The organism is Denitratisoma sp. DHT3 (genome assembly GCF_007833355.1).
Lineage (GTDB): Bacteria > Pseudomonadota > Gammaproteobacteria > Burkholderiales > Rhodocyclaceae > Denitratisoma.
Window position 1 is genome coordinate 825,851 of the sequence record NZ_CP020914.1, and the last position, 24,260, is coordinate 850,110.

Genomic DNA, 24,260 nt, shown 5'->3' on the forward strand with positions numbered 1-24,260 from the left:
AGTGCATGAATGAAAAACGATAAGAAACCAAGCGACGACCAGGGGCTGAGCGGCCACACGCCAATGATGCAGCAGTACCTGCGGCTCAAGGCGACGCAGCAGGAAGGCGTTTTGCTCTTCTACCGCATGGGGGATTTCTACGAGCTGTTCTACGAGGACGCGGAGAAGGCCGCGCGCCTGCTGGACATCACGCTGACCAGCCGCGGCCAGTCGGCCGGACGGCCGATCCCGATGGCCGGGGTGCCCTTCCATGCGCTGGAACCATACCTGGCGCGCTTGGTGAAGCTCGGCGAGTCGGTGGCGATCTGCGAGCAGATCGGCGACCCGGCCGCCAGCAAGGGGCCGGTGGAGCGGGCGGTGACGCGCATCGTCACGCCCGGCACGCTGACCGACTCGGCACTGCTCGACGACCGCTCGGACAGTCTGTTGCTGGCGCTGATCGCGGACCGGCAGCAGGTCGGCCTGGCCTGGCTCAATCTGGCGAACGGCGATTTCCGCTTGCTGGAAACCGGCCTGGATGCCCTGCCCTCCCAGTTCGAGCGCCTGCGTCCGGCGGAAATCCTGCTGCCGGATGGACTCGAAGCCGGATTGCGCACAGCGCTGCCGGAGTCCCGCGGCGCGGCCGTGAAGCGCCTGCCGGATTGGCATTTCGACCGCGAATCGGCGGTCCGGCAACTCTCCGAGCACTTCGGCGCCCGCGACCTGAGCGGCTTCGGCGCGGACGGCCTGAATCTGGCGGTGGCCGCCGCCGGCGCGCTCTACCAGTACGCGCGAGGCACCCAGATGCAGGCGCTGGCGCACGTCACCAGCCTCGCCGTCGAGCATGAGGGGATTTATCTGCGCCTGGACGGCGCCACGCGCCGCAATCTGGAAATCACCGAGACTCTGCGCGGCGAGCCGGCGCCCACCCTGCTCTCCCTGCTCGACGACTGCGTCACCTCGATGGGCTCGCGCTGGCTGCGCCACTGCCTGCATCATCCGCTGGCCGACCGCGCCGCGGCAGCCGCCCGCCATGAGGCGGTGGCGGAGCTGCTCGGCGAAGGCGACAGCGCTGGCGCCCTGGCAGCGCTGGTCGATGAATTGAAGGGTATCGCCGACATCGAGCGCATCACCGCCCGCATCGCGTTAAAGAGCGCCAAGCCGCGCGATCTGTCCTCGCTGCGCGACGGCCTGGCGCGCCTGCCCGCGCTGCACGCCGTCCTGGCCGCGCCCCGCGCTCCGCTCCTGGCCGAAACCCAGACGCGCCTGGCGGCGCCGGAAGACTGTCTGGCCCTGCTCACCCAGGCGGTCGCCGCCGAGCCTTCGTCCCTGCTGCGGGAAGGCGGCGTGATCGCTCCAGGCTACAGCGCGGCGCTGGACGAATTGCGCGGCATCCAGGCCAATTGCGGCCAGTTCCTGCTCGACCTGGAAGCCCGCGAGCGGGAACGCACCGGCATCGCCAGCCTCAAGGTGGAGTTCAACAAGGTCCATGGCTTCTACATCGAGGTCACCCACGTCCATGTGGACAAGATTCCCGACGACTACCGGCGGCGCCAGACGCTGAAGAACGCGGAACGCTACATCACGCCGGAACTGAAGGCATTCGAGGACAAGGCGCTCTCCGCCAACGAGCGCGCGCTGGCCCTGGAAAAGCAACTGTTCGAGGCCCTGCTGGGGGACTTGGCGCCGGCCATCCCGTCCTTGCAGGCGATCGCCCGGGCGCTGGCCCTGCTCGACGGCCTCGCCGCCTTTGCGGCGGCGGCCCGGCGCTTCGACTATTGCCGGCCGGAGTTCCGCGCCCAGCCGGGCCTGGAGATCGAGGGCGGCCGCCACCCGGTGGTGGAGGCGCAGGTGCGCGCCGGCGGCGAGAGCTTCATCGCCAACGATGCGCGGCTCGGCGTCGATCGCCGGCTGCTGCTGATCACCGGCCCCAACATGGGTGGCAAGTCCACCTACATGCGGCAGACCGCGCTGATCGCGCTGCTCGCCCATTGCGGCGCCTTCGTGCCGGCCCGGCGCTGCATGCTGGGGCCGCTCGACGCCATCTACACCCGTATCGGCGCCTCGGACGACCTGGCATCGGGCCGTTCCACCTTCATGGTGGAAATGACCGAGGCCGCCGCGATCCTGCACGGCGCCAGCGAGCGCTCCCTGGTGCTGATGGATGAGATCGGCCGCGGCACCTCGACCTTCGATGGATTGGCGCTGGCTTTCGCCATCGCCCGCCACCTGATCGAAAAGAACCGCGCATTGACGCTGTTCTCCACCCACTACTTCGAATTGACGCGCCTGGCGCAGGACTACCCGGACTGCGCCAACGTGCACCTCGATGCGGTGGAACATGGCCACCGCATCATCTTCATGCACGCGGTGGAGGAAGGCCCGGCGTCCCAGAGCTACGGCATCCAGGTGGCGGCGCTGGCCGGGATTCCCGCCGCCGTGGTGCGCGACGCCAAGCGGCGCCTGACGCAATTGGAAAATGCCCAGGTCGCCGCCGGGCCGCAGCCGGACCTGTTCGCGCCCCTGGTCGAGCCGGCGGCCGAAGCGGCCGCCCTCCCGCATCCCGCGCTGGCGGCGCTGGAGGAGATCGATCCGGACAATCTGAGCCCGCGCGAGGCGCTGGAACGGCTTTACGCGCTGAAGAAACTGGCGGTCTGACGGCCTTTCGGCGCGGACCGCCGGGAAGGTTCAGTGATGGTGGTGGCCGTGGGGGCCGTGCACGTGGCCGTGACCGATCTCTTCCTCGGTGGCCGTCCGCACCTCGGCCACGGTGCAGGAGAAGTTCAGCGCCATGCCGGCCAGCGGATGGTTGCCATCGACCACGACCTTGTCGTCGGCGATGTCGGTGATGGTGTAGAGCTCGTCGTCCTCGCCATCCTCGCTGGCGCGCTCGAACTGCATCCCGACTTCGATGTTGTCGGGGAACAGGTTGCGCGGCTCGATCAGCACCAGTTCCGCGTCGTAGTCGCCGAAGGCGTCCTCGGGTTCGAGATGGATGGACAACTGGTCCCCCTCGGCCTTGCCCTGCAGGGCCTCTTCGATCACGTCGAAAATGCCGCCGTAGCCGCCATGCAGATAGACGATGGGCTCGCTGCCCTCGTCCACCGGATTGCCGTCGCTATCGATGACCCGGTAGTTCAGTGTGACGACAGTGTTTTTTTGGATTTGCATGAGTTCTTTCCGGAACCGTTGAGTTCCTTGACGAGTTGATAGACCGTGGCGGCATGCCCCTTGGGCGCGACGTCGTAAAAAGCGTGACGGACGATGCCGTCGCGATCGATGATGAAGGTGGAGCGGATCACGCAGAGCTTGCGATGACCGTCCTTTTCGCGCATCTGGCACACGCCGTACTTCCGGCAGACTTCCCCGTCCACGTCCGAGAGCAGGCGTACCGAAAGGCCGAAGCGATCGCGGAACTCGGCATGACTGAGCATGTCGTCGCGGGAGATGCCGATGATTTCGCAGCCGAGGCGCTTGAACTCGTCTTCATGGTCGCTGAAATCGATGGCTTCCATCGCGCACAGCGGCGTGCCGTCCCGCGGGTAGAAGAAGAGCACGACATGGCGGCCTTTGACGGACTCGAAATCGAAATACTCCATGTCCGAGTCGGGCAGACTGAAACCGGGTGCGGGCTTTCCTGCGTGCAACATGTTCCCTCCGAGGAAGGCAGGCGTGGCCCGATTCTAACTGACGCTTTCGGAAAAAAGTCCACCGCCGCAGAAGCCTGCCGCCGCGCCCGTTGCCGCTCGACCGCAGCCGCGTTCAAGCCACCCGGTGCGCTTCGGCGAGGTACTCGCGCGAGCGCATTTCCACCAGCCGGCTGACGGTGCGCTTGAACTCCTCGGCCTGGGTGCCCTCGGTGTACAACTGGTCCGCCTCGACGGCGGCGCTGACGATGAACTTGACCCGATGGTCGTAGAGCACATCCACCAGCCAGGTGAAGCGCCGCGCCTCGGAAGCCTGCTCGCTGCTCAGCCTGGGCACGTTGGACAGCAGCAGGGTGTGATGCTCGCGCGCCAGTTCCAGATAGTCGTTCTGGGAACGCGCGCCGCCGCACAGCGTATTGAAGTCGAACCAGATCACGCCGTCCGCGCGGCGCCGCACCGGCACGCTGCGCCCCAGGATATCGATCGCCGAGCGCTGCCCCTCGCCGCCGGCGATCTCGCGGAAATCCGCCGCCATCTTGGTCTCCGCGTCCGCGTCGGCGGGCACCAGGAAGGTCTCGATCCGCTCCAGCGTGCGCAGCCGGTAATCGATGCCACCGTCGACTTCCAGCACGTCGAGGTGCTGCTTGAGCAATTCGATCGTGGGCAGGAACAGGTGGCGCTGCAAGCCGTTGGGGTAGAGCCCGTCGGGTGGATAGTTGGAGGTGGTGACCACCACCACGCCGTTTTCGAGCAGGCTGGAGAACAGCCGGCCCAGCATCATCGCGTCGGCGATGTCCGAGACGTGGAACTCGTCGAAACAGAGCAGGCGCACCTGGCGGGCGATGTCGGCGGCCACCCGCATCAGCGGGTCCGATTCCTTCCTGTGGCGCCTCAGGGCCTCGTGCACCTCGTGCATGAAGGCGTGGAAATGCACGCGCCGCTTGCGCCGGTAGGGGACGGCCTCGTAGAAGGCGTCCATCAGGAAGCTCTTGCCGCGGCCGACGCCGCCCCAGAAATACAGGCCGCGCGGCGGCGCGGCGCGGGAGATCAGCTTCTTGAAACGGTTGCTGCGGGCCTGCTTGAAGGCCAGCAGACGCCGATGCAGGTCGTTCAGCCGCTCGGCCGCCGCCTGCTGGGCCGGGTCGGGAACGATGCCGCGCTCGGCGCAAATCCTGTTGAATACTTTGAGCATGAAAACGATGAAGGCACCAGCCCTTGAGCCCGGTGCCTCCCTGGCAAAACAGGTTCTAGAAATGCAGCGGGCGCTTGTCCACCGCCAGCGCTGCCTCGTGCATCACCTCGGACAGGGTCGGGTGGGCATGGCAGATCCGCGCCAGGTCCTCGCTGGAGGCGCCGAACTCGACGGCCACCACGGCTTCGGCGATCAACTCCGAGGCGTTGTTGCCGATCACGTGGACGCCGAGGATGCGGTCGGTCCTGCTGCACGCCAGCACCTTGACGAAGCCGGTGGTGTCGCCCTGGCCCAGGGCGCGGCCGTTGGCGGCGAACGGGATCTGGCCGGCGCGGTATTCGACGCCCTCGTTCTTCAGTTGCTCCTCGGTCTTGCCCACCCAGGCGATTTCCGGATGGGTGTACATGACCCAGGGGATGGCGTCGTAATTGACGTGGCCGGCCTGGCCGACGATGCGCTCGGCCACCATCACGCCCTCCTCCATGCCCTTGTGGGCCAGCATCGGGCCCCGCACCACGTCGCCCACCGCCCAGACGTTGGGCAGGTTGGTCTGGCAGTGGTCATCCACCTCGATGCGGCCACGGGCGTCGATCTTCAGGCCGACGTTGTCGGCGCCCAGGTTGTCGGTGTTGGGCACGCGCCCCACGGAAACGATCAGGCGGTCGCATTGCAGGGTGTGGACCTCGTCGGCGGCTTCATAGGCGATGGTGACGCCCATCTCGTCCACGGTCACCTTGCCGATCTTGGCGCCGAGCTGGATGTCCAGGCCCTGCTTGCGGGTGAACACCTTCCAGGCCTCCTTGGCCACCGCCTGGTCGGCGGCGGCGAGGAAGTCCGGCAGGGCCTCGAGGATGGTGACCTCTGCCCCCAGGCGCTTCCACACCGAGCCCAGCTCCAGGCCGATCACCCCGGCGCCGATCACGCCCAGGCGCTTGGGCACGGCGTCGAACGACAGCGCGCCGGCGTTGTCGCAGACGATCTTGTTGTCCACCGGGATGCCGTCCAGATGGCGCGGCTTGGAACCGGTGGCGACGATCACGTGCCTGGCTTCCACGATTTCGGTGCCGCCGTCCTTGGCGGCCACCTCGACCTGCCACAAGTCGTTCTCGCGACCGACGAAGCGGCCGTGGCCGGACAACAGGGCGACCTTGTTCTTCTTGAACAGGCCCTTGATGCCCTGGGTGAGCTGGCCGACGATGTTGTCCTTGCGGCGGACCATGGTCGCCACGTCCATCTTCACGCCCTCGGTGGAAATCCCGTGCATGACGAAGGAATGATTGGCCTGATCGTAGAGCTCGGACGACTGGAGCAGCGCCTTGGACGGAATGCAGCCGACGTTGAGGCAGGTGCCGCCCAGGCGCACTTCGCCCTTGGGATCGGCATAGGATTCGGACTCCACGCAGGCGGTGGACAGGCCCAGCTGGGCGGCCCGGATCGCGGCCACATAGCCGCCGGGGCCGGCGCCGATGACGACGACGTCGAATTGTTTACTCATAGAAAATCCTTTCAGCCACAGAGAACACAGAGGTCTCAGAGAAAAGTGGAAGCGGACTCCGTGTTCTCTGCGACCTCTGCGGCTATCGATTCACAGATCCAGCAACAGCCGCGCCGGATCTTCCAGCGCGTCCTTCATCGTCACCAGGCCCAGCACCGCCTCGCGGCCGTCGATGATGCGATGGTCGTAGGACATGGCCAGATAGTTCATCGGGCGGATCACGATCTGGCCGTTCTCAACCACCGCGCGGTCCTTGGTGGCGTGGATGCCCAGGATCGCCGACTGGGGCGGGTTGATGATGGGGGTGGACAGCATCGAGCCGAACACGCCGCCGTTGGAGATGGAGAAGGTGCCACCGGTGAGTTCCTCAAGGGAAAGCTTGCCGTCCTTGGCCTTCTGGCCGAACTCGGCGATCTTCTTCTCGATCTGGGCCAGGCTCATCTGGTCGGCGTCGCGCAGGATCGGCACCACCAGGCCGCGCGGGCTGCCCACGGCGATGCCGATGTCGAAGTAGCCGTGGTAGACGACGTCGTTGCCGTCGACGGAGGCGTTCAGCACCGGGTACTTCTTCAGCGCCGCGACCGCCGCCTTGACGAAGAAGGACATGAAGCCCAGCTTGACGCCGTGCTCCTTCTCGAACTTGTCCTTGTATTTGTTGCGCAGCTCCATCACCGGCGCCATGTTGACCTCGTTGAAGGTGGTCAGGATGGCGTTCTGCGCCTGGGACTGGAGCAGGCGCTCGGCCACGCGCGCGCGCAGCCGGCTCATCGGCACGCGCTGCTCGGGCCGGTCGGCGAGGATGTTCTCCACATTCACCGCCGTCGGCTGGGCCAGGGCCGGGCGCGTGGGTGCCGCCGGCGCGGCCGGCACAGGCGCAGCGGGTGCCGCGGCCGGCTTGGCGCCGCCGCCGAGCACGTCCTCCTTGAGGATGCGGCCGCCACGGCCGCTGCCGGCCACGTCGGCGGCGCTGATGCCCTTCTCCTCCATCAGCTTGCGCGCCGCCGGCATCACGGTGGGCGACGCCTTTTCCGCCGTGGGTGCGCTTTGCGCGGCCTCTGCCTTTTCCGCTGCGGCAGCGGCGGACTTGCCCGGCATGGCTGCGGCGGCTTCGGTATCGATGCGGGCGATCACCTCGCCGGACACCACCGTGGCGCCGTCACCCTTGACGATTTCCACCAGCACGCCATCGCCCGGCGCCGGCAGTTCGAGCACCACCTTGTCGGTTTCGATGTCGATCAGGTTCTCGTCACGGGCGACAGCCTCGCCCACTTTCTTGTGCCAGCCGACCAGCGTCGCTTCGGCGACCGACTCGGACAACTGGGGAACTTTGACTTCGATCAGCATGATAGGTCTCTCGTTCGGTAGGGGTTAGCGTGAGTTAGGTTGGCACTTTGAGGGGGCCGAAAGCGCCTTCGATGACGGCCTTCTGCTGGGCGTTATGCTTTGCGTAATAGCCCACGGCGGGCGAAGCGGAAGCCGGCCGGGCCACCAGGAACAGCTCCTGGCCGGGGCGCTCGACATGGCGCACCAGATGGTTGCGCGAGGCGAACCAGTACCACATGCCCTGGTTGCGCGGCTCCTCCTGGACCCAGACCACTTCCTTGACCTTGGGATACTTGGCGATCTCCGCCTCCAGCACCTGGGTGGGGAAGGGATAGAGCTGCTCCAGGCGCAGGATGGCAGTATTCTTGATCTTTTGCTCGCGGCGGTGCGCCAGCAGTTCGTAATAGATCTTGCCGGAGCAGAGCAGCACCCGGGTCACCTTCTTCGGATCGATCTCGTCGGTCTCGCCGATCACCGTCTGGAACCGGCCCTGGGCCAGATCGTCGAGGGTGGAGACGGCATCCTTGTGGCGCAGCAGGGATTTCGGCGTGATGATCACCAGGGGCTTTCGCAGCTTCCTCAGCATCTGGCGCCGCAGCAGATGGAAAATCTGGGCCGGCGTGGAAGGGATCGCCACTTGCCAGTTGTGCTCGGCGCAGAGTTGCATGTAGCGCTCGATGCGGGCCGAGGAATGCTCCGGCCCCTGCCCTTCGTAACCGTGGGGCAGCATCATGGTCAGGCCGGAGAGCCGGCCCCACTTGGCTTCGCCGGAGGCGATGAACTGGTCGAAGACCACCTGGGCGCCGTTGGCGAAATCGCCGAACTGGGCTTCCCAGATCACCAGCTCGTTGGGCTCGGCCGTGGAGTAGCCGTATTCGAAGGCCAGCACCGCCTCTTCCGACAGCACCGAGTCGATGACGATGAACGGCGCCTGGTCGGCATCGACGTGCTGCAGCGGCACGTAGTTGCCGGCATCCCAGCGCTCGCGGTTCTGGTCGTGGAGCACCGCGTGGCGGTGGAAGAAGGTGCCCCGGCCGGCATCCTCGCCGGAGATCCGCACGCCGAAGCCCTGCTTCACCAGCGTGGCGTAGGCCAGGGTCTCGCCCATGCCCCAGTCCAGCGGCAGCTTGCCCTCGCCCATCAGACGGCGGTCCTCGACGATCTTCGATACCCGGGAATGGAGGGTGAAGTCCGCGGGCACGCTGGTGACGGTGGCGGCCAGATGCTTCAGGTCGGCCATCGGCACCTGGGTGTCGCATTCGTCGGTGTAGGGCTGGCCGACGAAGGGCGCCCAGTTGGTGGCGAACTGCCGTACATAGTTGGCCAGCACCGGGTTGTAGAGCAGTTCGCCGCGATCCAGCGCCGCCCGGTAATCCTTGATGATCTGATCCGGCTCGTCGGCGGTGCAGATGCCCTGCGCCACCAGCCGGTCGGCATAGACGCGGCGTGTGCCGGGATGGGCCTGCACCTTCTTGTACATCAGGGGCTGGGTCACCATCGGCTCGTCCTGCTCGTTGTGGCCCAGCTTGCGGAAACAGACGAGGTCGATCGCCACGTCCTTCTTGAATTCCTGGCGGAACTCCATGGCGATCTGGGTGACCAGGGCCACCGCCTCCGGGTCGTCGCCGTTCACGTGGAAGATCGGCGCCTCGATCATCTTGAAGATGTCGGTGCAATACAGGGAGGAGCGATAGTCGCGCGGGTCGGAGGTGGTGAAGCCGATCTGGTTGTTCACCACGATGTGCACCGTGCCGCCGGTACCGTAGCCACGGGTGCTGGAGAAGTTGAGCATCTCCTGGTTGACGCCCTGCCCGGCCACCGCCGCGTCGCCGTGCAGCAGCACGGCCATGGCCTGGCTGCCGGTCTTGTCCTGGCGGCGCCGCTGGCGCGAATAGACCGAGCCCACCACCACCGGATTCACGATCTCCAGGTGCGACGGATTGAAGGCCAGGGTCAGGTGCACCGGGCCGCCCGGCGTCGCCACGTTGGAGGAAAAACCCATGTGATACTTGACGTCGCCGGCGGTGAGGTCGGCGGCCTGCTTGCCCTCGAATTCCGAGAACAGCATGGAGGGCGTCTTGCCCAGGGTATTCACCAGCATGTTGAGGCGGCCGCGGTGGGCCATGCCGATCACGATCTCCTGTACGCCCAGGGTGCCGGCGGTGCGCACCAGCTGGTCCATGGCGACGATGGTGGATTCGCCGCCTTCGAGGGAGAAGCGTTTCTGGCCCACATAGCGGGTATGCAGATAGCGCTCCAGGGTTTCGGCGGCGGTCAGGCGCTCCAGAAAACGCTTGCGCTCTTCGTTGCTGTAGCGCGGCGTGGCCCGCAGGGGCTCGAGCTTGGCCTGGATCCAGCGTTTCTGCGCCACGTCGCTGATGTACATGTACTCGGCGCCGATGGTGCCGCAGTAGGTCTGGCGGGCGGCCTCGAGGATCTCGCGCAGGGTGGCCTGTTCGGTGCCGGTGGCGGTGGCGAAGGAGCCGGTCTTGAAGGTCTGGCCCAGATCGGCCTCGGTGAAGCCGTAGAAGGACGGCTCCAGCTCGGCCACCAGGGGCCGCTCCGCCCGCTTCAACGGGTCCAGCTGAGCCCAGCGGTTGCCCAGGAAACGATAGGCGTTGATCAGTTGCAGCACCTTGACCTGCTTGTCGCTGGACGCGGAAGCCTGGGCGGACACCTGCAGGGTGCCCTCCTTCGCGCGCTGGGCGAAGGAGGCGATGATGGGGGCGTGCGCGACATCGGGACCGGTGTAGCTGCCGGCGCCCGGCAGGGTGGCAAGCTTGTCGAAATAGTCGCGCCAGGTCGGCTCCACCGCGGCCGGGTTGACCAGGTAGGCTTCGTAGAGATCTTCGATGAAGGGCGCGTTGGCGCCGAAGAGATACGAATTGGAGAGCATCTGTTTCATCATCTGATTCACCTTGATGGGCGAGGGGAATTTCTTGGGGGAAAAAAACAGGGGCAGTCGCCTGCCCCTGTTTTTTTCGTTTTTTACCGGTTCGCTATCGGCGGAACATCCCGCCGCGCGGCGCCGATATACAGTTGGCGCGGTCTGCCGATCTTGTACTCGGGGTCGGTCACCATTTCTTCCCACTGGCTCATCCAGCCCACGGTGCGGGCCAGGGCGAAGATGCAGGTGAACATGGAAGTGGGGATGCCCAGCGCGCGCTGCACGATGCCGGAATAGAAGTCCACGTTGGGGTAGAGCTTCTTCTGCACGAAGTAGTCGTCTTCCAGCGCGATCTTTTCCAGTTCCTTCGCCAGCTTGAACAGGGGGTCGTTCTCCAGGCCCAGCTCGCCGAGCACTTCCGCGCAGATCTTGCCCATCAGCTTGGCGCGGGGATCGAAGTTCTTATATACGCGATGGCCGAAGCCCATCAGCTTGAAGCTGTCGTTCTTGTCCTTGGCGCGCTTGATGTACTCGTTGACGCGCGACACGTCGCCGATCTCCTCCAGCATGGTCAGACAGGCTTCGTTGGCGCCGCCGTGGGAGGGACCCCAGAGGCAGGCGATGCCGGCCGCGATGCAGGCGAAGGGGTTGGCGCCGGAGGAGCCCGCCAGCCGCACCGTGGAGGTGGAGGCGTTCTGCTCGTGGTCGGCGTGCAGGGTGAAGATCACGTCCAGGGCGCGCACCAGGACCGGGTTCGGCTTGTAGTCCTCGCAGGGGGTGCCGAACATCATGTGCATGAAGTTGGCGGTGTAGTCCAGGTCGTTGCGGGGGTACATGAAAGGCTGGCCCATGGAGTACTTGTAGGCCATGGCGACGATCGTCGGAATCTTGGCGACGATGCGGTTGAAGCTGATGGAGCGATGCTCGGCGTCGGAGGTGTCCATCGCGTCGTGGTAGAAGGCCGACAGGGCGCCCACCACGCCGACCATCACCGCCATCGGATGCGCATCGCGGCGGAAGCCCTGGAAGAACTTCACCAATTGCTCATGGACCATCGTGTGATTCTTGATGGTGTTTTCGAAATCGGCCTTCTGGGCGGCGTTGGGCAGTTCGCCGTTCTTCAGCAGATAGGTGACTTCGAGGAAGTTGCATTTCTCCGCCAACTGCTCGATGGGGTAGCCGCGGTAGAGCAGTTCGCCCTTGTCGCCGTCGATGAAGGTGATCTTGGATTGGCAGCTGGCGGTGGAAAGGAAGCCAGAGTCGTAGGTGAACATGCCGGTCTTGCCGCCCAGCGAACGAATGTCGATCACATCGTTGCCATGGGTGCCGGACATCACCGGGTATTCAGTATTCTTGCCATCGACAGTCAAGGTCGCTGTGCGTTGAGTCATTTTTCAGTATCCCTATAGTTCAACCATCTAATCTCGGGCCGCCCGTTCCGTCACACTTGACGCAAGCGCTCGACCATCCTTTTCAACTCCGGGTCGTCGGTATCTTCCCGGCCGCTCACCAGTTCCCAAAGATCATGGTCCTCCAGCGCCAGCAGCCGGGTCAGGGCCGCCTCTGTCCGCTCGTCGAGGGCATCGCCCTCCTGGGCCCAGAAACGCTGAAAAACCAGATCCAGTTCCAGCAACGCGCGCCGGCAGTGCCAACGCAGCCGGCCCAGCCGCGCGCTTCTTTCCTGATGCGTTCCGGTATCCACGCCCGTTCGTCAGATCGCGCGCCGGACCATCATGTCCTTGATCTTGCCGATCGCCTTGGTGGGGTTCAACCCCTTGGGGCAGACATCGACGCAGTTCATGATGCTATGGCAGCGGAACAGCCGGTAGGGATCATCCAGATCGTCCAGGCGCTCGCTGGTGGCCTGGTCCCGCGTATCGGCAAGGAATCGATAGGCGGCCAAGAGGCCGGCGGGGCCGACGAATTTGTCCGGGTTCCACCAGAACGAGGGGCAGGAGGTGGAGCAGCAGGCGCACAGGATGCACTCGTAGAGGCCGTTCAACTCCTCCCGGTCCTCGGGAGACTGGAGGCGCTCCCGCTCGGGAGGGGGATCATTGTTGATCAGGTAGGGCTTGATCGAGTGGTACTGCTTGAAGAACTGGGTCATGTCGACGATCAGGTCGCGCACCACGGGCAGGCCGGGCAGCGGACGCAGCACGATGGGCTGCTTCAGGGAGTCGATGTCCTGCAGGCAGGCCAGACCGTTCTTGCCGTTGATGTTCATCGCGTCGGAACCGCAGACGCCCTCGCGGCAGGAACGGCGGAAGGAGATCGAATCGTCCTTGGCCTTGAGCTTGACCATCGCGTCCAGCAGCTTCTTGTCCGTGGAGTCGCACTCGACGGAGATGTCCTGCATGTAGGGCTTGGCATCCTTGTCCGGATCGTAGCGGTAGATCTTGAATTGAATGGTACGAGTCGTCATCGCTAAGTTCCTCTCAGTAAGCCCGCTTCTTCAGCTCGATGGTATCCACGGACAGGGGCTTCATCTTCACCGGCTTGTAGTCGAGACGGTTGCCGTCGCGATGCCACAGGGTGTGCTTGAGCCAGTTCTTGTCGTCGCGGCCGTTGGGCGTCTCGGCGGTGTCGAGCGCGTCGTCGCGCACGTGGGCGCCGCGGGACTCCTTGCGGGCCTCGGCGGAGATCATGGTGGCCTTGGCCACTTCGATCAGGTTGTCCAGTTCCAGGGCCTCGATGCGGGCCATGTTGAACACCTTGGACTTGTCCTTGATCTCGGTCCTGGCGACGTCGTCCGCCACCTTGAGAATCTGGGTGACGCCTTCCTTGAGCAGATCGTTGAAGCGGAACACGCCGGCGTGCTTCTGCATGGCGCGCTGCATCGCCAGGCGGGACTCATGGACGTTGGCGCCACCCTTCTGGCTGTTGAGGCGATCCAGGCGCGCCAGAGTCTGGTCGATGGAGGCGGTGTGCAGGGGCTTGTGAGCCTTGCCCCGCTTCAGGTCCTCGACGGCGGTCTCGCCGGCGGACTTGCCGAACACCAGCAGGTCCAGCAGGGAGTTGGTGCCCAGGCGGTTGGCGCCGTGCACCGAGGCACAGGCGCATTCGCCGGCGGCGTAGAAGCCGTTCACCACCTGGCTGTCGGTGCCGATCACCACCTGGCCGTGATAGTTGGTGGGAATGCCGCCCATCTGGTAGTGGCAGGTGGGCACCACGGGCAGCGGCTCCTTGATGCAATCCACGCCGGCGAACTGGAGGCCGATCTCGCGGATGCCGGGCAGCCGCTTCATGATGGTGGCCGGGTCCAGGTGGGTGATGTCGAGCAGCACGAAATCCTTGTTGGGACCGCAGCCGCGACCTTCGTTGATCTCGGTCACCATGGCGCGGGAAACCACGTCGCGGGAAGCCAGATCCTTGGCGTTGGGCGCGTAGCGCTCCATGAAGCGCTCGCCGCTGCTGTTGCGCAGGATGCCGCCCTCGCCGCGCACGCCTTCGGTGATCAGCACGCCGGCGCCGGCGACGCCGGTGGGGTGGAACTGCCAGAACTCCATGTCCTCCAGGGGAATGCCAGCGCGCGCCGCCATGCCCAGGCCGTCACCGGTGTTGATGAAGGCGTTGGTGGAGCTGTAGAAAATGCGGCCGGCGCCACCGGTGGCGAAAATGGTGGCGCGGGCATGGAAGGCGACGATCTCGCCGGTTTCCATGTCCATGGCGGTCACGCCCTGGACATCGCCCTCATCGTCGCGGATCAGGTCGAGGGCCTGCCATTCGACGAAGAACTGGGTGTTGGCCTTGACGTTGCGCTGATACATCGCATGCAGCATCGCGTGGCCGGTACGGTCGGCGGCGGCGCAGGAACGGCGCACCGGCTTTTCGCCGAAGTTGGACATGTGGCCGCCGAACGGGCGCTGGTAGATCTTGCCGTTGTCCAGACGGTCGAACGGCATGCCGTAGTGTTCCAGCTCGACCACCACCTCATTGGCCTTGCGGCACATGAATTCGATCGCGTCCTGGTCGCCGAGCCAGTCGGAGCCCTTGACGGTATCGTACATGTGCCAGTGCCAGTGATCCTCCTCGGAGTTGCCGAGCGAGGCGGCGACGCCGCCCTGAGCCGCCACCGTGTGGGAGCGGGTGGGGAAAACCTTGGACAGGACGGCCGTCTTCAGGCCGGCCTCGGACAGTTGGATGGCCGCCCGCAGGCCGGCGCCGCCGGCGCCCACGATCACGGCATCAAATTTGCGTACGGTATAGCTCACTCTCACAGCCTCCAGATAATCTGCACACCCCAGACGGCATAGCCGACCAGGACCAGGACGGTCAGCGAATGCAGCGTCAGGCGCAGAGCCGCGCACTTGACGTAATCCATCCAGATATCACGCACGCCGACCCAGGCGTGGTAGCAAAGGGAAAGCATGAACAGCGGCGTGATGAAGCGCATGTAGCCGTTGCTCATCAGGGCGCGCCAGCTTTCCTGGGATTCCGCGGCGCCGGAGCACAGCGCCACCGCGACGACCAGGGTGTAGATCGCCATGATGATGGCGGTGATGCGCTGGGCCAGCCAGTCCTTGAGCCCGTAATGGGCGCCGACGACGATACGGGATTTCATCTCAGAACACCCCCAGGAATTTCATGGCGATAATCGCGGTGAGACCGAGGCTCACCACCAGCACACCCTTGGCCGAAGCGCGGGCCGCTCCCTTCTCGACGCCCACGTGGACGTCCAGCAGCAGGAACCGGATGCCGGCGCAGAAATGATGCAGATAGGCCCAGCACAAACCGAACAGCACCAGTTTGGCCAGGGGGTGGCCGGTGATCTGCTTGAATGTCTGGAAGTTCTCGGGCGTCCCCAGGGAAAGCTGCAACAGGCAGATCAGGAACGGCAAGGTCAGGAACAACCCGGCACCGCTGACACGATGCAGGATCGACACGATGGCGGGGACCGGCTGACGAATCTCGGTGAGCGTCAGGAATTTCGGCCGTTGCTTTGTTATTGCTTCTGGCATATCACTTTCTCTCCCAAAACAGGCGGCGACCGAAACGCCGCCGCTACAAAACCCGAAAAGACGGCGATTATATCGTCCCGACCGCTTGCTGCTCAGCCCAAATCGTTGAGGTAGTAATGATCGGCCGTGGAATACAGGCCCCGCCGCCATTCCACCGGCCGGTCGCCATAAGTGAAGCTGACCCGCTCCACCGACAGCAACGGACTGCCTTCGACCACGCCCAGCAGTTCCGCGCTGCCGCGATCGGCCGCCACGGCGCGAATGCGTTCCTCGGCGCGGATCATGCGCACCCCGAAGCGGGTCTCGAACAGGCTGTAGAGGGAGTCCGTCCAGTCCTTGAGAACCTCGAGGGACAGACCGGTGAAGACCTCGCCCGGCAGATAGATTTCATCGACCACGACCGGCTTGGCGGAAAACTTCAGCAGGCGCCGCACGATGATGATCGGGTCGGCCAGCTTCAGTTGCAGCACCCGGGCCGCCTCCGGCCCCGCCTTGGCGCGCCAGCATTCCAGGGGCAGCGAGGTCGATTGCTCGACGCCACCGGCGATGGGCACCAGACGCAGAAAGCGGAAGAACGCGCGCGGATCGGCATGGCTGGCGACGAAAGTCCCTTTTCCCTGCTTGCGCACCAGCAGGTTTCCGGCGGCCATTTCATCGATCGCCTTGCGGACCGTCCCCTGACTGACATTGAATCGGGTCGCCAGCTCGGCTTCACTGGGAATGGCCTCGCCCGGTCGCCATTCACCCGATTCCAGACCCTGCAGAATCAGGCTCTTGATTTGGCGGTAAAGGGGGCTGAATGTGGGGGACTCCGATACCATGGCGCGCATTCGATCATAAAATCATGCAAATGTCCATCATCCAACTTGTATCTTATATAAGACATAAGATAGAAATTGACATAGTAATGGAATCCAGGCTAGCATCACACGGTGTCCGGTTCGAGTCGGCGCAGGGCGTTCGACGCGATCGTTTCACGTCCCCAGCCCCGGCATTCCGTTGACGCCCGCAACACCATCCAACCAACATCATCCATCTCTGCTTCGTCTAGGAGTTCGCAAAATGGCCAAAGCCCCCGTTCGAGTCGCAGTCACCGGCGCTGCCGGACAAATCGGTTACGCCCTGCTGTTCCGCATCGCCAGCGGTGAAATGCTCGGCAAGGATCAGCCCGTGATTCTGCAAATGCTGGAACTGCCTATGGAAAAGGCCCAGGCCGCCCTGAAGGGCGTCATGATGGAACTGGAAGACTGCGCCTTCCCCCTGCTGGCCGGCATGGTCGGCACCGACGATCCCGAAGTGGCCTTCAAGGACGCCGACTACGCACTGCTGGTCGGTGCCCGTCCGCGCGGCCCCGGCATGGAGCGCAAGGATCTGCTGCTGGAAAACGCCAAGATCTTCACCACCCAGGGCAAGGCCCTGAACAAGGTGGCTTCCCGCAACGTCAGGGTGCTGGTGGTCGGCAACCCCGCCAACACCAACGCCTGGATCGCCATGAAGTCGGCCCCCGACCTGCCCGCCGCGAACTTCACCGCCATGCTGCGACTGGACCACAACCGCGCCCTCTCGCAACTGGCCGCCAAGACCGGCTCCACCGTGAACGACATCGAGAAGATGATCGTCTGGGGCAACCACTCCCCCACCATGTACCCCGACATCCGCTTCGCCACCATCAACGGTAAGGCCGCCCCCGGCGTTGTGAACGACGAAGCCTGGTACAAGAACGAGTACATCCCCAAGGTGGGCAAGCGCGGCGCCGCCATCATCGAAGCTCGCGGCCTCTCCTCCGCCGCTTCCGCCGCCAATGCCGCGATCGACCACATGCGTGACTGGGCCCTGGGCACCAACGGCAAGTGGGTCACCATGGGCATCCCCTCCGACGGCTCCTACGGCATCCCCGCCGGCACCATGTACGGCGTGCCCGTCACCTGCGCCAACGGCAAGTACGAGCGCGTGCAGGGCCTGGAAATCGACGCCTTCTCGCGGGAGAAGATGGACTTCACCCTGAACGAGCTGAAGGAAGAGCAGGACGGCGTCAAGGACCTGCTGGGCTGATGCCGCCAGGCGGGGATCGGGAGCCAGCACGGTGAATCAAGCCATTCACCCCGCCCGGGTGCTCTACCAGGGCGCCAAGCCCTTCCCCGCCCTTTCTGCCTGCGAGCATTACGCCGGTAGCGAGAAACTGATCAGAAAGGCACTCCAACTCCAAGCCGAGTCGGGCCCCATTTTCGACATCACCTGCGACTGCGAGGACGGCGCGCCCGCCGGACGGGAGCAGGAACACGCGGAGATGGTCGCCGCCATCATCAACGATGAGACCGCCAACCGCTTCGGCCGCGTCGGCGCCCGCATCCACGATGTCACCCACCCCCATTGGCGGCGGGACCTGGACATCATCATCGGCCGCGCCGGCCGGCGTGTGGCGTACATCGTCCTGCCCAAGCCGGAATCGGCCGACGACGCGCTGACCCAGATCACCGCCCTCGACGAAGCGCGCCGCCACCACGGCGTGGAGCGTGAAATCCCGGTTCATGTGCTGATCGAGACCCACGGCGCGCTGCGCGAGGCCTGGCAGATCGCCGGCCTGCCCCACGTCGAGTCGATCGACTTCGGCCTGATGGATTTCGTCAGCGGCCACCATGGCGCCATTCCGGGCAGCGCCATGCGCTCGCCCGGCCAGTTCGACCACCCGCTGGTGGCCCGGGCCAAGGCCGAGATCGCCGCCGCCGCGCTGGGCCGCGGCGTCGTGCCGGCCCACAATGTCACCACCGAATTGCGCGACCTGGAGGTCGTGCGCGAGGATGCCCGCCGCGCCCGGGAGGACTTCGGCTTCCTGCGCATGTGGAGCATCCACCCCGCCCAGATCCAGCCCATCGTCGAGGCGATGCGTCCCCGCTTCGAGGAAGTCGCCGAGGCCGCGGCCATCCTGATCGCGGCCCAGGATGCCGACTGGGGACCCACCCAGTTCGAGGGCAAGTTGCACGACCGGGCTTCCTACCGCTATTACTGGGAGCTGTTGCAGCGAGCCCGCAACACGGGCATGGCCTTGCCCGCCGAAGCTCGACAACGTTTTTTCGATTAACCACACCCCACGAGAGGAACTGCCATGCTCGAAGCCTATCGCCAGCATGTCGCCGAGCGCGCCGCACTGGGCATCCCGCCCCTGCCGCTGACCAAGCAACAGACCGTCGCACTGGTCGAACTGCTGAAGAATCCACCCAAGGGCGAGGAAGCCTTCCTCGTGGACCTGATCACCCATCGCGTGCCGGCGGGCGTGGATGACGCCGCCGAAGTCAAGGCCAAGTTCCTCGCCGCCATTTCCCGCGGCGAACAGAGCTGTGCCCTGATCTCCCGCGCCAAGGCCACCGAGTTGCTGGGCACCATGCTCGGCGGCTACAACGTCAAGCCGCTGATCGACGTGCTGGGCGACGCCGAAGTGGGGGCCGTGGCCGCCAATGCGCTGAAGCACACGCTGCTGATGTTCGACTACTTCCACGACGTGCAGGAACTGGCCAACCAGGGCAACGCCAACGCCAAGGCGGTGATGCAGTCCTGGGCCGACGCCGAGTGGTTCACCAGCCGGCCGGAAGTCCCCGCCTCGCTGAAGATCACCGTGTTCAAGGTGAGCGGCGAGACCAACACCGACGACCTCTCCCCCGCCCCCGACGCCTGGAGCCGCCCCGACATTCCGCTCCATGGCGTGGCGATGCTGAAGAACCCCCGTCCCGGCATCGAGCCCGACGAGCCCGGCACGCGCGGCCCGATCAAGCTGATCGAGGAACTGAAGAAGAAAGGCAACCTGGTGGCCTACGTCGGCGACGTGGTCGGCACCGGCTCTTCCCGCAAGTCCGCCACCAATTCGGTGTTGTGGTGGACCGGCGAGGACATTCCCTTCGTCCCCAACAAGCGCTTCGGCGGCGTCTGCCTGGGCGGCAAGATCGCCCCGATCTTCTTCAACACCCAGGAAGACGCCGGCGCCCTGCCGGTGGAGATCGACGTCGCGCAGATGGAAATGGGCGACGAGATCGAGCTCAGGATCGACCACGCCAAGGCCAGCGTCACCGCACTCAAGAACGGCGCCGTGATCGCCGAGTCACAGCTCAAGACCGCCGTGCTGCTCGATGAAGTGCGCGCCGGCGGCCGCATCAATCTGATCATCGGCCGCGGCCTCACCGCCAAGGCCCGCGAAGCCCTGAATCTTCCCGCCTCCACCCTGTTCCGCCTGCCCCAGGCGCCCAAGGACTCGGGCAAGGGCTTCACCCTGGCGCAGAAGATGGTCGGCCGCGCCTGCGGCCTGCCCGAAGGCCAGGGCATCCGCCCGGACACCTACTGCGAGCCCCGCATGACCTCGGTCGGCTCACAGGACACCACCGGCCCGATGACCCGCGACGAACTCAAGGACCTGGCCTGCCTGGGCTTCTCCGCCGATCTGGTGATGCAGTCGTTCTGCCACACCGCCGCCTACCCGAAGCTGGTCGACGTCAAGACCCACCGCACCCTGCCCTCCTTCATCACCGCGCGCGGCGGCATCTCGCTGCGCCCCGGCGACGGCGTGATCCATAGTTGGCTCAACCGCTTCCTGCTGCCCGACACCGTCGGCACCGGCGGCGACAGCCACACCCGCTTCCCGATCGGCATCTCCTTCCCCGCCGGCTCGGGCCTGGTCGCCTTCGCCGCCGCCACCGGCGTGATGCCGCTGGACATGCCGGAATCGGTGCTGGTGCGCTTCAAGGGCTCGCTGGAGGAAGCTGGCAAGCGCGGCATCACCCTGCGCGACCTGGTCAATGCGATCCCCTACTACGCGATCAAGCAGGGCCTCCTGACGGTGGCCAAGCAGGGCAAGAAGAACATCTTCTCCGGCCGCATCCTGGAAATCGAGGGCCTGCCCGACCTCAAGGTGGAACAGGCCTTCGAGCTCACCGACGCCTCCGCCGAGCGCTCCGCCGCCGGCTGCTCGGTGCGCCTGAACAAGGCGCCCATCGTCGAGTACCTGCGCTCCAACATCACCCTGATGAAGTGGATGATCGCCGAGGGCTACGAGGACAAGCGCACCCTCGGCCGCCGCATCAAGGCGATGGAGGACTGGATCGCCAACGGCACGCTGCTCGCCCCCGACGCCGACGCGGAATACGCGGCCGTGATCGAGATCGATCTGACCGACGTCAAGGAGCCGATCCTGGCCTGCCCGAACGATCCGGACGACGTGAAGCTCCTGTCCGAAGTCGCCGGCGACAAGATCGACGAAGTCTTCATCGGCTCGTGCATGACCAACATCGGCCACTTCCGCGCCGCCGGCAAGGTGCTCGACGGCAAGAGCGACATTCCGACCCGCCTGTGGATCGCGCCGCCCACCAAGATGGACGCCATGATCCTCAACGAGGAAGGCTACTACTCGGTGCTCGGCAAGTCCGGCGCGCGCATGGAAATGCCCGGCTGCTCGCTGTGCATGGGCAACCAGGCGCAGATCCGCAAGGGCAGCACCGCGGTGTCGACCTCGACCCGCAACTTCCCGAACCGTCTGGGCATCGACACCCGCGTCTATCTGAGCTCCGCCGAGCTGGCCGCCGTGTGCGCGCTGATGGGTAAGATTCCCACCGTCGCCGAGTACCTGGAACAGGTGCAGGCAGTCAACGCCAAGGCGGCCGACGTCTATCGCTACATGAATTTCGACCAGATCGCCGACTTCAAGGAAGTCGCCGATACCGTCGAGGTCTGAGCGTTTTCAGGAGCGCCGGCCAACCGCCGGCCTCCCTCGCGCCCCTGCCCACAAGGCGGGGGCGTTTTCAGTTCCGGACGATCTGACGGAGTGGGTAGCCACATCCCTAGCCAGGACCCCGGAAAGGGCTCCGTGAATGTGGCGGTCCCTGAAGTAGCCCCCTGAAGTCAGTGACCGTCAGGCCCGGCAGCAGCGCTGCGCGGGGGCTGGGTTAAAGCGGCAAGAACAGATTGAGCGGATGGTCTGCCATCTGCTCGAAGCCGTAGCGTTTGTAGCAATCGACTGCGGTTGGTTTCGCATTAATCACGAGGCCGATACCGCCAACCTCTTGTGCGATACGCGTCACCCGGTCAATGGCGTCGAAGAGCATGAACTCCCCAATGCCTTGCCTCTGATGTTGTTCGGCTGTTGCCAGCCTCCCCAGCCGGAACACAGGAGCCTTGATAGGCAACCGTTTCCGATACTGCGCCGGGAGGTCTGTGTTGACCAACTCAGCCAGGCTGATAGCGTAGAAACCAAGCACTTCCGCGCTTGTCTCGTCAGCTACCGCCACAAAGGTCGAGGAAATTCCTTTCTCTTTGTGCTGCCTGGCTGTTTGGCTCAGCCAACCATTCAGTTCTGCATCGCCGCAGTCGAAGCCCTTTCTGTCATGTCCGTCGTTCAGCGGTAGAACCAGCATGGTTCTTCATCCTCTGATAACGAGCCTGCGCCTGAAGGAACTTCTCGTTGCGCAACGGCGGATTTTCAATCATTTCCAGCAGTCTCAACGATTCCCGACGTGTCAGGACAATCGTCGATTCGCTTTCAATGACCCTTTCCGCCTTTTCCAAAGCCGCCTGCACGACAAACTGATTCAGCGTCGCCCCCACGATGTCCGCCGCCACTTGCAGTTTCTCCTGCACATGGTCGGTGATTCGCGTGGTGAGTCGTTTCCCGGTGTGAGCCAGCATGGCAGCCTCCTGATCAGGCAATCCGTCAATGGACCCAGTATAGATATGTGGCGTCATTTTGTCACCACCTTGCTTCAACCGAGACCGGAACACGACAACGCACAGCCGCTCATGCCACCAGGCCGGTAGTCGCAGTGACGGAATCGTTCATCCCCGTAGGCTATCGGATAGCCTACGGGGCGTTAAGGGCAATTGCTGCCACACAGCGGTCCGGATCACGCCGGCATCCGGCTGGCGGCCCAGCGTTTTTGTCCCCACTGCGCGGCCATGACCAGGCCGCCGAAATAGACGATGCCAAGGGCCAGGGCGCTGAACGCACCGCCGAAATCGACCCCGGACTGGATCGCCGGTATCGTCGTCACGGTGAGATAGAGCATGGTCACCATATTCACCGCCACGACCAGCCAGCCCATGACCTGGCAATACACCAGGAGCAGCACCAGCGCGAGAAAGACGCCGCCACCCGTCGCCGCGCCCAGCCACAACGGCAGCATCTTCAGCAGATACCCCAGCAGCAGGCCGAGCACGGCGCCGCTGATGCAAGCCGGCAATCGATCCACCGCGGCGTGCTCGATGCCGGCCCAGTACAGCAGGAACAGGAACGCGGCCCAGATTTCGGCGACGCCCAGTGCGTGACCGAGCGCCAGGAACGCACCGACCACCACGATGATGGCCAGCAGGACCAGCAGGCCCTTGCCGGGCGTCATGGCGGACTCGGCCGCGGTTCTATCGTTCATATACGCCTCCTGACGCTTTTCATAGGTCGGCGAGCCCACGCGTGGCCCGATGGCAGATGGTACCGTGCAACGCGCAAGGCTGTCGTCGAAACCGAGCCGGCTCAGTGTTCCTTGCCGTCCACCCGGGGCTGCAGCAGGAACGGAATGTAGCGCCAGGCCAGGATCGAAAAGCAGGCCAGCCAGCAGATCGCGGCCAGGTAGATCCATTGGACGTAACCAGCCGGATCGGCCTGGGGGCCGACGACCCGCACCGTCAGCGCCAGCAGCATGATCCACAGCGCCGTCTTGTCGAGACCGTCGAAGACCACCTTGCGGCCGGTATGGCCGTTGGAAATGCGAACGATCATGGCCGGAATGATCAGGCCCATGACGCCGAAGGTGAACACATGGACCGAGACCGTCCCCACCCAATGCAACTGCACGAACGGGTCGGCGGCATGGATCAGCAACTGGGCGACGATGGCCAGATAGCCCAGGTACATGATGCCGACGTCGAGCCGGCGCAAGGCGAGCTGCGGCTGCCAGCGGAAGAAGCGTCCCAGCAGCAGCAGCGCCAGCGCCGCCGCCAGCAGCGCGGAGACGGTGCGCGGCAGCAGGCTTTCCACCACCATCAGCAGTCCCAGCAGCTTGATCGACTTGTCCAGCGGACCGTAGCGCAGGATCGGCACCTGGAAGGCAGCCTTCATGAAGGGGGTCAGGGTGCGCTCCAGCATCACCAGGAAGGCCATGCGGAACAGGCCCAGGGCCAGGCTGACGCCGATCTGGAAATACTCGGTGCTGAGCATCAGCTGCTTGGCCAGCAGAAAGGTCGGCAGCACCAGCAGGAAGAAATAATTGTCCGCATAGCTGTCGCTGCGGCGATGCCGGATCAGGGTGGCCATCAGCATGGCGACGACGGCGACCAGGAACAGATTGTTGGAGATGTGGAACAGGAGCGGCGGCAGGCTGCCCGCGAACCACATGCCGGCGCGCTCCTGCAGCCAGGCCAGGGCCAGCAGTGCCAGCGCCGGACCGTGATAGCCGCGGATCGACACCCAGTTCTTGCTCGCCGTCAGCAGGAAGCCGCCCAGCACCGCCCAGCCGAAGCCGAAGAACATTTCGTGGGCGTGCCATTGCATCACCGAAAACGGCATCGCCGGCGCCGTCACCCGGCCGCCGAAAATCAAGGCCCAGAGCAGCGGCAGGCTCAGCCCGGCAAACATGGCCAAAATGAAAAAGGGCCGGAACCCGACCGTCCATACCGCGTGTGTGCTTCTGCCCGCCATTGAGTTCTCTTTCCATACGTGGTGCGCCAGGCGACGATTTTATAACCAGGGGACCCCGCGCCGCCGACGATTTGCCGACACCTGGAATGCGAACACTATTTGTTACCTTCGCCC

21 protein-coding genes are annotated in these 24,260 nt (G+C 64.9%); 4 read left to right on the forward strand and 17 right to left on the reverse strand.

The window, feature by feature from the left end; translation table 11 throughout:
- Nucleotides 1–9: 9 nt before the first annotated feature.
- Complete coding sequence (gene mutS / locus B9N43_RS03745) at nucleotides 10–2,637, forward strand: DNA mismatch repair protein MutS (RefSeq protein WP_261379382.1); 2,628 nt, start codon at nucleotides 10–12, stop codon at nucleotides 2,635–2,637.
- Between the two features lie 30 nt (nucleotides 2,638–2,667).
- On the opposite strand, the gene B9N43_RS03750 is transcribed toward mutS, so the two are convergent.
- The 13 genes from B9N43_RS03750 to B9N43_RS03810 form a co-directional block, all read right to left on the reverse strand.
- Nucleotides 2,668–3,150 (reverse strand): peptidylprolyl isomerase, encoded by a 483-nt coding sequence (locus tag B9N43_RS03750; RefSeq protein WP_145840989.1) that lies wholly within the window; start codon nucleotides 3,148–3,150, stop codon nucleotides 2,668–2,670.
- Complete coding sequence (locus B9N43_RS03755; protein WP_145840990.1) at nucleotides 3,117–3,629, reverse strand: peroxiredoxin; 513 nt, start codon at nucleotides 3,627–3,629, stop codon at nucleotides 3,117–3,119. The genes B9N43_RS03750 and B9N43_RS03755 overlap by 34 nt, the downstream gene beginning before the upstream one ends.
- Nucleotides 3,630–3,741: 112 nt before the next feature.
- Nucleotides 3,742–4,818, reverse strand: coding sequence for a cell division protein ZapE (zapE, locus tag B9N43_RS03760; RefSeq protein WP_145840991.1), 1,077 nt, complete (start codon nucleotides 4,816–4,818; stop codon nucleotides 3,742–3,744).
- Between the two features lie 55 nt (nucleotides 4,819–4,873).
- A complete protein-coding gene (gene lpdA, locus B9N43_RS03765) occupies nucleotides 4,874–6,313 on the reverse strand; it encodes a dihydrolipoyl dehydrogenase (RefSeq protein WP_145840992.1) in 1,440 nt (479 codons plus the stop codon).
- 90 nt (nucleotides 6,314–6,403) lie between these two features.
- Nucleotides 6,404–7,657 (reverse strand): 2-oxoglutarate dehydrogenase complex dihydrolipoyllysine-residue succinyltransferase, encoded by a 1,254-nt coding sequence (gene odhB, locus B9N43_RS03770; protein WP_145840993.1) that lies wholly within the window; start codon nucleotides 7,655–7,657, stop codon nucleotides 6,404–6,406.
- Nucleotides 7,658–7,691: 34 nt separating this feature from the next.
- Nucleotides 7,692–10,541: a 2-oxoglutarate dehydrogenase E1 component gene (locus tag B9N43_RS03775; protein WP_145843422.1), complete on the reverse strand. Its 2,850-nt coding sequence runs from the start codon at nucleotides 10,539–10,541 to the stop codon at nucleotides 7,692–7,694.
- Nucleotides 10,542–10,624: 83 nt separating this feature from the next.
- Nucleotides 10,625–11,914: a citrate synthase gene (gene gltA, locus B9N43_RS03780; RefSeq protein WP_145840994.1), complete on the reverse strand. Its 1,290-nt coding sequence runs from the start codon at nucleotides 11,912–11,914 to the stop codon at nucleotides 10,625–10,627.
- A 50-nt stretch (nucleotides 11,915–11,964) separates the two neighbouring features.
- Nucleotides 11,965–12,225, reverse strand: a complete 261-nt coding sequence (locus tag B9N43_RS03785; RefSeq protein WP_222428788.1) for a succinate dehydrogenase assembly factor 2 — start codon at nucleotides 12,223–12,225, stop codon at nucleotides 11,965–11,967.
- A gap of 9 nt (nucleotides 12,226–12,234) precedes the next feature.
- The gene (locus B9N43_RS03790; protein WP_145840995.1) at nucleotides 12,235–12,945 is read right to left on the reverse strand and encodes a succinate dehydrogenase iron-sulfur subunit; all 711 of its coding nucleotides are present in this window, start codon (nucleotides 12,943–12,945) and stop codon (nucleotides 12,235–12,237) included.
- A gap of 13 nt (nucleotides 12,946–12,958) precedes the next feature.
- A complete protein-coding gene (sdhA, locus tag B9N43_RS03795) occupies nucleotides 12,959–14,734 on the reverse strand; it encodes a succinate dehydrogenase flavoprotein subunit (protein ID WP_145840996.1) in 1,776 nt (591 codons plus the stop codon).
- Nucleotides 14,735–14,736: 2 nt separating this feature from the next.
- The gene (sdhD, locus tag B9N43_RS03800) at nucleotides 14,737–15,084 is read right to left on the reverse strand and encodes a succinate dehydrogenase, hydrophobic membrane anchor protein (protein ID WP_145840997.1); all 348 of its coding nucleotides are present in this window, start codon (nucleotides 15,082–15,084) and stop codon (nucleotides 14,737–14,739) included.
- A 1-nt stretch (nucleotide 15,085) separates the two neighbouring features.
- Nucleotides 15,086–15,481: a succinate dehydrogenase, cytochrome b556 subunit gene (gene sdhC / locus B9N43_RS03805; RefSeq protein ID WP_145840998.1), complete on the reverse strand. Its 396-nt coding sequence runs from the start codon at nucleotides 15,479–15,481 to the stop codon at nucleotides 15,086–15,088.
- 92 nt (nucleotides 15,482–15,573) lie between these two features.
- Nucleotides 15,574–16,302, reverse strand: a complete 729-nt coding sequence (locus tag B9N43_RS03810; protein WP_145840999.1) for a GntR family transcriptional regulator — start codon at nucleotides 16,300–16,302, stop codon at nucleotides 15,574–15,576.
- Between the two features lie 241 nt (nucleotides 16,303–16,543).
- Between B9N43_RS03810 and B9N43_RS03815 the strand changes: the two genes are divergently transcribed.
- From B9N43_RS03815 to B9N43_RS03825, 3 genes are read left to right on the forward strand one after another with little or no spacing between them, the layout of a single operon-like run.
- Entirely contained in the window at nucleotides 16,544–17,533 is a 990-nt protein-coding gene (locus tag B9N43_RS03815) for a malate dehydrogenase (protein WP_145841000.1), read from the forward strand.
- 31 nt (nucleotides 17,534–17,564) lie between these two features.
- Nucleotides 17,565–18,560 (forward strand): HpcH/HpaI aldolase/citrate lyase family protein, encoded by a 996-nt coding sequence (locus B9N43_RS03820; protein ID WP_145841001.1) that lies wholly within the window; start codon nucleotides 17,565–17,567, stop codon nucleotides 18,558–18,560.
- Between the two features lie 24 nt (nucleotides 18,561–18,584).
- Nucleotides 18,585–21,194 carry a bifunctional aconitate hydratase 2/2-methylisocitrate dehydratase gene (locus B9N43_RS03825; protein ID WP_145841002.1) on the forward strand — a complete coding sequence of 870 codons (2,610 nt, stop codon included), beginning with the start codon at nucleotides 18,585–18,587 and terminating at the stop codon, nucleotides 21,192–21,194.
- A gap of 211 nt (nucleotides 21,195–21,405) precedes the next feature.
- On the opposite strand, the gene B9N43_RS03830 is transcribed toward B9N43_RS03825, so the two are convergent.
- From B9N43_RS03830 to B9N43_RS03845, 4 genes are all read right to left on the reverse strand, one after another.
- Complete coding sequence (locus B9N43_RS03830; RefSeq protein WP_145841003.1) at nucleotides 21,406–21,873, reverse strand: GNAT family N-acetyltransferase; 468 nt, start codon at nucleotides 21,871–21,873, stop codon at nucleotides 21,406–21,408.
- Entirely contained in the window at nucleotides 21,842–22,144 is a 303-nt protein-coding gene (locus tag B9N43_RS03835) for a DUF1778 domain-containing protein (RefSeq protein ID WP_145841004.1), read from the reverse strand. The genes B9N43_RS03830 and B9N43_RS03835 overlap by 32 nt, the downstream gene beginning before the upstream one ends.
- A 215-nt stretch (nucleotides 22,145–22,359) precedes the next feature.
- Nucleotides 22,360–22,881, reverse strand: coding sequence for a hypothetical protein (locus B9N43_RS03840; RefSeq protein ID WP_145841005.1), 522 nt, complete (start codon nucleotides 22,879–22,881; stop codon nucleotides 22,360–22,362).
- 101 nt (nucleotides 22,882–22,982) lie between these two features.
- Nucleotides 22,983–24,146, reverse strand: a complete 1,164-nt coding sequence (locus B9N43_RS03845; protein WP_145841006.1) for an NnrS family protein — start codon at nucleotides 24,144–24,146, stop codon at nucleotides 22,983–22,985.
- Nucleotides 24,147–24,260: the final 114 nt, after the last annotated feature.